Below are 11,561 nucleotides of genomic sequence, written 5' to 3'. Positions count from 1 at the left end.
GAACACCCCCGCCACGTGGGCCGCGGCGATCTCGCCGATCGAGTGGCCCGCCAGGAAACCCGGTGCGACACCCCAGGATTCGAGCAGCCGGAACAGCGCGACCTCGAAGGCGAACAGGGCGGGCTGGGTGGAGCCGGTCTCGTCGAGCCCGACGCCGTCCCGGACGACCTCGCGCAGCGGGCGGTCCGACATCGGGTCCACCGCGGCGCACACCTCGTCGAACGCCGCCGCGAACACCGGGTGCGCGTCGGCCAGTTCCAGCCCCATGCCGACGCGCTGCGCGCCCTGGCCGGTGAACAGGAACCCGAGCCGCCCGCCGGTGGTGGTGCGGCCCGCGCGGGCGGGGTCGAGCGAGGCCAGCGCCGCGCGGAAGTCCGCCCGGTCGGAGCCGACCAGCACGGCGTGCCGGTCGAGCGCGCCGCGGCGGGTGGCGAGCGTGTAGGCGACGTCGACCGGCGCCACGTCGGGGTTGTCGTCCAGGAACGCGCCGAACGCGTCGGCCTGCGCCCGGAGCGCCTCGGGGGTCTTGGCCGACAGCAGCCACGGCACCACCGGGGCGGACGCGGGCTCGGCGGTGTCGTCGACGGCCGGGGGCTCCTCGATGATCACGTGCGCGTTGGTGCCGCTGATGCCGAACGACGAGACGCCCGCGCGGCGCGGCCTGCCGAGCCTCGGCCACGGCCGGGACTCGGTCAGCAGCGACACGGCGCCCGCGTCCCAGTAGACGTGCAGCGAGGGCTCGCTCACGTGCAGGGTCCTGGGCATCCGCTCGTTGCGCATCGCCTGGATGGTCTTGATGATGCCCGCGACACCGGCGGCGGCCTGGGTGTGGCCGATGTTGGACTTGAGGCTGCCCAGGTGCAGCGGGCGCTCCGGGTCGCGCTCCTGGCCGTAGGTGTTGATCAGCGCCTGCGCCTCGATCGGGTCACCGAGCGTGGTGCCCGTCCCGTGCGCCTCGACGACGTCCACATCGGACGGTGCGAGTCCCGCCTTGCCCAGCGCCGTCCTGATCACGCGTTCCTGCGATGGTCCGTTGGGGGCGGTGAGGCCGTTGGACGCGCCGTCCTGGTTCACCGCGCTGGCCCGGACGACCGCCAGCACCGGGTGGCCGTTGCGCTTGGCGTCGGACAGCCGTTCCAGCACCAGGAGTCCGGCGCCCTCCGACCAGCCCGTGCCGTCCGCGCTCGCCGAGAACGCCTTGCACCGGCCGTCCGGGGACAGCCCGCGCTGCCGGGAGAACTCGACGAACGGGTTGGCGGTGGACATGATCGTGACGCCGCCCGCCAGCGCGAGGTCGCACTCGCCGGAGTGCAGCGCCTGCCCGGCGAGGTGGACCGCGACCAGCGACGACGAGCACGCGGTGTCGATCGTCAGCGCCGGTCCCTCCAGGCCGAACGTGTACGCCAGCCGCCCGGACGCGACGCTGCCCGCGGTGCCGCTGGCGAGGTACCCCTCCACGTCGGCTGGCAGCGGGCCGGACTGCTCGGTGTAGTCGGTGTACATCACACCCGCGAACACGCCGGTCTGGCTGCCGCGCAACGAGGTGGGGTCGATGCCCGCCCGTTCGAAGGCCTCCCAGGCGATCTCCAGCAGCGCCCGCTGCTGGGGGTCGGTGGCCAGCGCCTCGCGCGGGCTCATGCCGAAGAACTCCGGGTCGAAGTCGTAGGCGTCGTGCAGGAATCCGCCGTTCCTGGTGTAGGTCTTGCCCGCCCTGTCGGGGTCGGGGTCGAACAGCGCCGCGACGTCCCAGCCCCGGTCGGTCGGGAACTCGCCCACCGCGTCGACCTCGTCGCGCACCAGCGCCCACAGGTCCTCCGGTGAGCGCACCCCTCCGGGGAACCGGCACGCCATGCCCACCACGGCGATCAGGTCGGACTCGGTGGACGCCGCCACCGCGGTGGCGCCCCGTGCCCCGTCGTCGGTCGCGGGTCCGGAGACGCGTCCGGAGAGGTAGAGCGCCACCGCCTCGGGGGACGGGTAGTCGAAGATCAGCGTGCTCGGCAGCCGCAGGCCGGTCGCGGCGTGCAGGTGGTTGCGCAGCTCCACCGCGGTCAGCGAGTCGAAGCCCAGCTCCTTGAACGCCGCCGCCATCTCCACGCCGGAGTCGTCGGCGTGGCCGAGCACCGCGGCGACCGTGGCGCGGACCAGGTCCAGCACGGCCTGCGCGCGTTCGGCCGCGGGGAGCCCGGCCAGCCGCTGCTCCAGCGACGAGCCGCCGGTCGCGGCGACCTCGTCCGCCACGGCCGCGCGGCGCGCCGGGGCCGCGCTGATCAGGCCGCGCAGCACGGCGGGCATCCGCTCGCCCTGCGCGCGCAGCGCGGCGGTGTCCAGCAGCGCCGCGGTGACGACCGGTTCGGTGGAGGAGACGGCCGCGTCGAACAGGGCCATGCCCTCGGTCGCGGGCAGCGGCAGGACCCCGTTGCGCGCCAACCGCTGCCGGTCGGTCCCGCTGAGCCCGCCGGAGATGCCGCCGTCCTGTTCCCACAGGCCCCAGACGACCGAGGTGGCGGGCAGGCCTTCGGCCCCGCGGTGCCGGGCCAGCTCGTCGAGGAACGCGTTGCCCGCCGCGTAGTTGCCCTGGCCGGGGTTGCCGAACGTGCCCGCCACCGAGGAGTACAGGACGAACGCGGACAGGTCCGAGGTCAGCTCGTGCAGGTGCCACGCGGCATCGACCTTGGGCCGCAGCACGGCGTCGAGCCTGCGCCCGTCCAGCGACGTGACCACGCCGTCGTCGACCACGCCCGCCGTGTGCACGACCGCGCGCACCGGGTGCTCGTCGAGCAGCGCCGCGAGCGCCGCGCGGTCGTCCGCGGCGACGGCCGCGACGGTGACCTCGGCGCCACCGGCGGTCAGGTCGGCCACCAGGTCGTCGACGCCGGGGGCCGCCGAGCCCACGCGGCTGACCAGCAGCAGGCTGCGGGCGCCGTGCTCGGCCACCAGGTGCCTGGCGGCGAGCGCGCCCAGCGACCCGGTGCCCCCGGTGACCAGGACCGTGCCGTCGGTCCAGTCCACCGGCGCGTGCTCCGCGGCGGTCCGCACCAGCCGCGGCACGGTCGCGGTGCCCTGCCGCAGCGCGATCTGCGGCTCGCCGGTGGCCAGCGCGGCGCCCAGCACCGCCCACGAGTCGGCGTGGCCGTCGTGGTCGACCAGCACGAACCGGCCGGGCTGCTCGGACTGGGCGCTGCGCAGCAGGCCGACCGCCCCCGCGTGGGCCAGGCCACCGCGGGTCACCACGACCAGCTTCACGTCGGCCAGCCGGTCGTCGGCGAGCCAGAGCCGGAGCAGTTCCAGCACGCTCCCGGTCACCCGGTGGACGGCGCCGACGACCTCACCGTCCACTTCGGACGGCAGCAGGACGGCCACGTGACCGGGCACGCCGTCGCCCGCGAGCGCCTGCGCCAGGTCGGCGACGTCCACGTAGGTGCGGTCCGGCCGCGCGTCGGCGGGCAGGGCGAAGACGTCCTCGAAGCCGTCGGCACCGATGATCGCCCACGGCGCGGGCTCGTCGCCCAGCACGGCGGGGACGGAGTCCAGGCGCAGGAGTTTCCCGTTGTCCCGCAGCGCTTCCCGCGACACCGGGCGCAGCACCAACGAGTCGACGGTGACCACCGGGGTGCCGTTGCCGTCGGTCGCCTCGACGGAGACGACCACGGTCTCGGGGTCGGGCCGGGTGACGCGGTGCCGCACGCGCAGGGTGCGGGCGCCCGCCGCCCGCACTCCGACACCGGACCACGCGAAGGGCAGGAACGTGCCGGTGGCGTCGTCGGCGACACCGGGCAGCAGCGGGTGCAGAGCGGCGTCGAGCAGGGCCGGGTGCAGCACGAAGGCGGCCGCCGACGCGCGCTGCCCGGCGGGGAGGGCGACCTCGGCGAACAGCTCGTCGTCGGTGCGCCACAACCGGGTCAGCCCCCGGAACGCCTCGCCGTAGCCGTACCCGTGCTCGGTGAGCCGCTGGTAGACGTCGGTCAGGTCGACCTCGGTCGCGGTGGGCGGCCACGGGCCCACGTCCGCGGTCGCGGTCCGGTCGTCCGCGGCCAGCACACCCTCGGCGTGCTCCGTCCACTCGGCCGTGTCGTCGTCGCGGCGGGCGTACACCCGCAGCACCCGGTGGTCCGTGCTGTCCGGCTCCTCCACCACGACCTGGAGCTGGACGCCGCCGCGTTCGGGCAGCACCAGCGGCGCGGCCAGGGTCAGCTCCACGACCCGGTCGCAGCCGACCCGCTCCCCGGCGGACAGCGCCAGCTCCAGGTACGCCGTGCCGGGCAGCACGACCGCGCCCGCGACGACGTGGTCGGCGAGCCAGCCGTGCGAGCCGAGGCCAAGGCGCCCGGTCAGCACCAGCCGGTCGCCCCCGGCCAGCGGGACCGCCGCGCCGAGCAGCGGGTGGCCCGCCGCGACCAGTCCCGCGCCGGTGACGTCGCCGCCGGTGGGCGCGGTGAGCCAGAAGCGCTTGCGCTGGAAGGCGTAGGTGGGCAGCTCGACGCGCCGGGCGCCCGCGCCCTCGTACAACGCGGACCAGCGGACGTCCACGCCCGCCACGAACACCTCGGCGAGGGCGGAGAGCACGGACCGGAGCTCGTCGCGGTCGGCGCGCAGCAGCGGCACCGCCACCACCGGGCCCTCGGGAGCACCCGTGCCGCCCGCGTCCCGGTCGGCCGGGACGACCCCGGCCGCGTCGACGATCGCCGGGACCATGGCCGACAGCACGCCCGCCGGGCCCAGTTCGACCAGCGCGGTGACGCCCTCGGCGAGCAGCGTGCCCACCGCGTCGGAGAACCGCACCGCCTGCCGGGCCTGGCGCACCCAGTACTCCGGGGTGGCCAGCTCTGCGGGGTCGGCGAGCCTGCCGGTCACCGTCGACACGATCGGCACGCGCGGCGTCCCGAACGCGACCCCGGCGGCGACCTCGGCGAACTCCGCCAGCATCGGTTCGACGAGCGGCGAGTGGAACGCGTGGCTCACGTCGAGCCCCTTGGTGCGCCTGCCGAGCGCCTTCAACGCCTCCGCGACGGTCCGCGCGGCCCCGGCCTCGCCTGCGATCACGATCGACATCGGGCCGTTGACGCCCGCGATGTCGACGCCGTCCACCAGGACGGCGCGGACCTCCTCCTCGGTCGCCTCCACCGCGATCATCGCGCCACCCACGGGCAGCGCCTGCATCAGGCGACCGCGGGCGGCGACCAGTCGGGCCGCGTCGACCAGCGGGAGGACGCCCGCGACGTGCGCGGCGGCCAGCTCGCCGATCGAGTGGCCCACCAGGAAGTCGGGGCGCACGCCCCAGGACTCCAGCAGCCGGAACAGGGCGACCTCGACGGCGAACAGCGCGGGCTGGGTGTAGGCGGTCTCCTGGAGGCCGGTGCCGCTCGCGATCACCTCGCGGAGCGGGCGGTCCAGCAGGGGGTCGAGCACCGCGCAGACCTCGGTGAACGCCTCGGCGTAGGCCGGGTGCGCGTCGACCAGCCCGAGCCCCATGCCGATCCGCTGCGCGCCCTGCCCGGTGAACAGGAACGCGGTGCGGACCGCCTTGGCGGCACCGGTGACCGCGGTCGGACCGCCGCCACCCGCGGCCACCGCGTCCAGCGAGGCCAGCAGCGCCTCCGCGTCCTCGCCCCACAGCACGGCGCGGTGCTCCAGGGCGCCGCGCGTCGTGGCCAGTGACCAGCCGATGTCGACCGGGTCGTGCCCGTCGACGAAGTCGCGCAGCCTGGCGGCCTGCGCCGCGAGGGAGCCGGTGCCCCGACCGGACAGCACCCACGGCAGCGGCGCCGACGGCGCCACCGGTTCCGGCGAGTCCGAAGTGGACACCGGTTCGGGAGCCTGCTCGACGATGACGTGCGCGTTGGTGCCGCTGATGCCGAACGACGACACGGCCGCGCGACGCGGACGCCCGCGGTCGGGCCACGGCACGGTCTCCGTCGCCAGCGCCACCGCGCCGCTCGCCCAGTCGACGTGCGGCGAGGGCTCGTCGGCGTGCAGGGTGCGCGGCACGGTCGCGTGGCGCAACGCCTGGACGGTCTTGATGACACCCGCGACGCCCGCCGCGGCCTGGGTGTGGCCGATGTTGGACTTGAGGCTGCCCAGGTGCAGCGGGAACGCGGTGTCGCGGTCCCGGCCGTAGGTGCGCAGCAGCGCTTGGGCCTCGATCGGGTCACCGAGCGTCGTGCCCGTCCCGTGCGCCTCCACGACGTCCACATCGGACGGAGCCAGCCCCGCCTTGCCCAGCGCCTGGCGGATCACCCGCTCCTGCGACGGGCCGTTGGGGGCGGTGAGGCCGTTGGACGCGCCGTCCTGGTTCACCGCGCTGGCCCGGATCACCGCGAGCACCGGGTGGCCGTTGCGCTTGGCGTCGGACAGCCGTTCCAGCACCAGCATCCCGGCGCCCTCGGACCAGCCGGTGCCGTCCGCCCCGGCCGAGAACGCCTTGCACCGGCCGTCCGGGGACAGGCCGCGCTGCCGGGAGAACTCGACGAAGATGCCGGGTGTGGCCATGACCGTGGCGGCACCCGCCAGCGCGAGCGTCACCTCGCCACTGGCCAGGGCCTGCCCGGCGAGGTGCATGGCGACGAGCGAGGACGAGCAGGCCGTGTCGACGGTGAGCGCGGGCCCCTCCAGGCCGAAGGTGTAGGCCAGCCTGCCGGAGGCGACGCTGACCTGGTTGCCCGTCAGCAGGTAGCCGTCGTAACCGTCCGCGCCTTGGTGCAGCCGCGGCCCGTAGTCCTGGGTCATGGCGCCGACGAACACGCCCGTCCTGCTGCCCCGCAAGGACTTCGGGTCGATGCCCGCCCGTTCGAACGCCTCCCAGGCGATCTCCAGCAGGACCCGCTGCTGCGGGTCCATCGCGGTCGCCTCGCGCGGGCTGACGCCGAAGAACCCGGCGTCGAACTCGTCCGCGTCGTGCAGGAACCCCCCGTAGCGGGCGTTGGTGGTGCCGGGCTTGTCCGGGTCGGGGTCGTGCAGGGAGTCGAGGTCCCACCCCCGGTTGACCGGGAACTCCGAGATCGCGTCCACGCCGTCGCGGACCAGCTCCCACAGCTGTTCCGGCGACCGCACGCCGCCGGGGAACCGGCAGGCCATGCCCACCACGGCGATCGGCTCGCCCAGCGCGGCCGACGGCAGTGCCGTCACCGGCGCCAGGGCGGCGGCGACACCGGTCAGCTCGGCGTCGAGGTACCCGGCCAGCGCTTGCGGGGTCGGCTGGTCGAACGTCAGCCCGGACGGCAGCCGCAGCCCGGTGGCCGTGCCGAGTCGGTCGCGGAACTCGACCGCGGTCACCGAGTCCAGCCCCAGCTCCTTGAACGTGCGGTCGGTGCCGACCGCCGAACCGCCGTCGAAGCCGAGCACCGGCGCGACCTGCGCGCGCACCAGGTCCACCAGCACCCGCCGCCGCTCCCCGTCCGGCAGGCCCGCCAGCCGTCCGCGCAGCAGTCCCGCCGCGTCGTCGCCGAACTCCTGCTCGGGCACGGCGACCTCGGCGGTCCTCGGCACGAAGTCCCCGCCGGTGAACCAGAAGTGGCGTCGCTGGAAGGCGTAGGTCGGCAGGTCGACGGCGCGACCGCCCACGACCGTCGTCCAGTCCAGCTCGACGCCGTGCGCGTGCGCCGTGCCCAGCGCCAGCAGCATCCGGCGCGGCCCGCCGTCACCGCGGCGCAGCGTGCCGAACGCGGCCGCCCCGTCGACCCCGCGGTCGTCGACGGTGTCGCCGATCGCGCGGGTGAGCAGGGGGTGCGGGCTGACCTCGACGAACGTGCGGTGCCCCGCGTCGAGCAGTACCGCGACGGTCTCGTGGAACCGCACGGTGTGCCGCAGGTTGCGGAACCAGTAGTCCGCGTCCAGCCCGGCGGTGTCGACCAGGCCGCCGGTGAGCGTGGAGTAGAAGGGGATCCCGGCCGTGCGCGGGCGGACCGGGGCGAGCGCGGCGAGCAGTTCGCCGCGCAGCACCTCCACGTCCGCGGAGTGGGAGGCGTAGTCGACCGCGACGATCGACGCGCGGACGCCCTTGGCCTGGTAGTCGGCGACGATCTCCTGCAACGCCTGGGGATCGCCCGCGATGGTGGTGTTCGCGGGGCCGTTGACGGCGGCGACGGAGACGCGCCCGTCGTACTCGGCGATCCGCTCGGCCACCCGGTCCGCGGGCGCGGACACCGCGGCCATGCCACCGGTGCCCGCGAGCGCGCGGATCGCCTTGCTGCGCAGGGTGACCACCCGTGCGGCGTCGGCCAGCGACAGCGCGCCCGCGACGTGCGCGGCGGCGATCTCGCCCTGCGAGTGGCCGATGACCGCGTCCACCACCAGGCCGTGGTGCTGCCACAGCCGTGCGAGCGACACCATGACGGCGAACAGCGCGGGCTGCACGACGTCGACGCGCTCGAAGTCGGGTGCTCCCTCCACCCCGCGCAGGACGTCGACGAGCCACCAGTCGACGTGCTCGGCCAGCGCGTCCGCGCACTCGGCGAGGTGGCGGGCGAACACCGGCGAGGAGTCGAGCAGCTCGACGGCCATCCCGACCCACTGCGAGCCCTGTCCGGGGAACACCAGCGCGGTGCGGCCGGGATCGGTCGACACCCCTTGGACGACGTTGGCCGCCGCACCGCCGGTCGCCAGCGACTCCAGGCCCGCGACCAGGTCCTCGCGGGTGGAGCCGACGACGACGGCCCGGTGCTCCAGCGCGGACCTGCCGGTGGCCAGGGAGAAGGCCACGTCCGACGGGTGCTCGTCGGTGAGGTGCGCGCGCAGCTTGGCCGCCTGGGCGACGAGAGCGGAGTGACCGCGACCGGAGATGAGCCAGGGCACCATAACGTCCTCCGTGGACGGTGCGGGCACGTCCGCGGCCGGTGCCTCGGTCAGCACGACGTGGCAGTTGGTGCCGCCCATGCCCCACGCGCTGACACCTGCCACCAAGGGCTCGTCCGGTCGCGGCCACGGGGCCAGTTCCGTGTGCACGCGCAGGCCGAGCTCGTCGAGCGGGATGTCGGGGTTGGGCGTGGCGAAGTTCAGGCTCGCGGGCAGCAGCCGGTGCCGGATGCCCAGCGCGGCCTTGACGAGGCCGACGATGCCCGCCGCCCCCTCCAGGTGGCCCACGTTGGTCTTGGCCGACCCGACGAGCAGCGGCTCGCCGCCCTCGCGCGCCGATCCCAGCGCCGCCCCGAGCGCGGCCGCCTCGATCGGGTCGCCCACCGGGGTGCCGGTGCCGTGCAGCTCGACGTACTGCGCCCGCGCCGGGTCCACGCCCGCGGCGGCGAACGCGTCGCGGATGACCTCCTCCTGCGCCCGCGCGCTCGGCACGGTCAGCCCGTCGGTGGCGCCGTCGTTGTTCACCGCGCTGCCGCGGATCACCGCGTGGATCCGGTCCCCGTCGGCGATGGCCGCGTCGAGCCGCTTGAGCACCACCACCGCGCCGCCCTCGCCGCGCACGTAGCCGTTCGCCCTGGCGTCGAAGGTGTGGCTCAGGCCGTCGGGCGACAGGCCACCGAAGCGCTCCAGGCCCACCGTGCCCTCGCCGAGCAGGTTGAGGTTCACCCCCGCGGCCAGCGCCACGTCCGCCACGCCGTCGCGCAGGCTCTCCGCGGCCAGGTGCACCGCCACCAGCGAGGAGGACTGCGCCGAGTCGACGGTGACGCTGGGGCCGCGCAGGTCGAAGGCGTAGGACACCCGGTTGGCGATGATGCCGCGGTGCGTGCCGGTCACCGTGTGCTGGGTGACCGCGGACGTGCCGTGCTGGTAGAGCAGCGCGGCGTAGTCGTCGCGGATGCTGCCGACGTACACCGACGTGCGGCTGCCGCGCAGGTCCGCGGCGACGACGCGGGCGTCCTCCAGCGCCTCCCACACCAGTTCCAGCACCAAGCGCTGCTGCGGGTCCATCGCGGCGGCCTCGCGCGGCGAGATCCCGAAGAACGCGGCGTCGAAGTCCGCTACCGCCTCCAGGAATCCGCCGCGGTCCACGCCGGGCGCGGCTTGGTCCCAGCGCCCCGCCGGGGCCGTGGTGATCGCGTCGCGGCCCTCGCGCAGCAGGTCCCAGAAGGCCGCGGGCCCGTCGGCCATCGGCAGTCGGGCAGCCATGCCGATGACGGCGACGGCTTCGTGCTGGGTACCGGGTGCCGACCGCGGCCCGGCGGGTGTGTGGTCCATGCTGCCGTTCGCCTTCCGTGGATGGGACGATCACGACGCTGTGCGTGTGTGCTCGGAACGCAACTTAGGTCGGCGCCGGTAACCGCCCACTCTTGAACCGGTGGTGAGCGGGGTGTTACCCGGCGGTGGGGAGACGGCGGCCCGAACTGGCTAGATTCGGTGGCCTGGACCGCTTCGCGTCCTTTGTGGAGCGTGTCCACCCGACCACGCCGAAACGACGGGATACCGCAGATGTCCGAGAAGTCCCACGTGCCGCAGACGATCGACCGCCCCCACCACCCGGAGACCGGGGAGGTCACCCCGTCGACCCTGCGCGCGGTCCTCGGCCGCTTCGCCACCGGGGTCGTCGTGGTCACCGTCGGCGGCGAGCGCGTGCACGGCATGACCGCCAACGCCTTCGGCTCGGTGTCGCTGGAACCGCCGCTGGTGCACTGCTGCGTCGCCCACTCCGCCGTCATGCACGGCGCGCTGAGCCTCACCGGCCGGTTCGGCGTGTCGGTGATGGCCGCCGACCAGGAGCCGTTGGCCCGCTACTTCGCCGACAAGTCGCGGCCGCTGGGGCAGGCGCAGTTCGACGTCGTCGACTGGGTGCCCGGCCCGCACACCGGCGCCCCGCTGCTGTCCGGCGCGCTGGCGTGGCTGGAGTGCGAGGTGTCGACCGTGCACGTCGCGGGCGACCACTCGCTGTTCCTCGGCCGGGTGCTGGCGACGAGCCACACCGAGGACGACGGCGCGCTGCTGTTCTACCGCGGCGGGTTCCACCAGGTGGCTCCGCGGGCGGTCTAGCCCGCATCCGCAAGTGCCTCGGTAACTTCCAAGTGCGTTCTTCCGCCGGTCGACTCCCGTTGCGACCATGGGAACCGCACCACCACGTGCGGATCGACGGCACCACGCATTGAGGGGACACGATGAAGACGGCCGGGAGCTTCTCCGACCTGCAGGACGCGTTCTTCGCCTACATCCAGAACATCGTGTACGCCACGATGACCACGGTGGACAAGCTGAACCGCCCCCGCGCACGGGTGCTGCTGCCGATCTGGGAGGTGCGCGACGGGCTTCCCGTCGGGTGGATCGCGGCCTACCCCACCCCGGTCAAGGTCGCGCACCTGGCGCGCAACCCGCACACCACGATCTCGTACTGGAACCCCCAGCAGAACGCGGTGTTCGCCGACTGCACCGCCGAGTGGATCCACGACTCCCCGACCCGCCACGAGATCTGGGAGCTGTACCGGAAGGGCAGCCCGGCGGGCGTCGGCTACGACCCGGCGAACTTCTGGCACGACGGCCCGGACAACCCCAAGTTCGGCCTGCTGAAGCTGACGCCGTTCCGCGTGCAGGTGCTGCGCGGCCAGGACCTGAGCAGCCGGTTCTGGGAGGCCCCCGAACCGGGTTCCTCCCCCACCGCCGAGGACCGCCCCGCGTCCGGGCCCTGGTCC

The 11,561-nt window shown here is 74.7% G+C and carries 3 protein-coding genes; 2 read left to right on the top strand and 1 reads right to left on the bottom strand.

Annotated elements, in window-relative coordinates; translation table 11 throughout:
* Window positions 1-10,125, bottom strand: a 10,125-nt coding sequence (locus ACFWW9_RS43865; protein ID WP_390389190.1) for a type I polyketide synthase, incomplete at its 3' end; no start/stop codon positions are given.
* Between the two features lie 231 nt (window positions 10,126-10,356).
* Here ACFWW9_RS43865 and ACFWW9_RS43860 point away from each other — a divergent pair.
* Both ACFWW9_RS43860 and ACFWW9_RS43855 read left to right on the top strand, forming a co-directional pair.
* A complete protein-coding gene (locus tag ACFWW9_RS43860; RefSeq protein WP_390389189.1) occupies window positions 10,357-10,911 on the top strand; it encodes a flavin reductase family protein in 555 nt (184 codons plus the stop codon).
* Between the two features lie 122 nt (window positions 10,912-11,033).
* The coding region (locus ACFWW9_RS43855) for a pyridoxamine 5'-phosphate oxidase family protein (RefSeq protein WP_390389187.1) at window positions 11,034-11,561 on the top strand (528 nt) is incomplete at its 3' end.

It is taken from the genome of Umezawaea sp. NPDC059074, assembly GCF_042738955.1.
Taxonomy (GTDB): Bacteria; Actinomycetota; Actinomycetes; order Mycobacteriales; family Pseudonocardiaceae; genus Umezawaea.
This window is presented reverse-complemented; position numbering and strand designations above follow the sequence as displayed.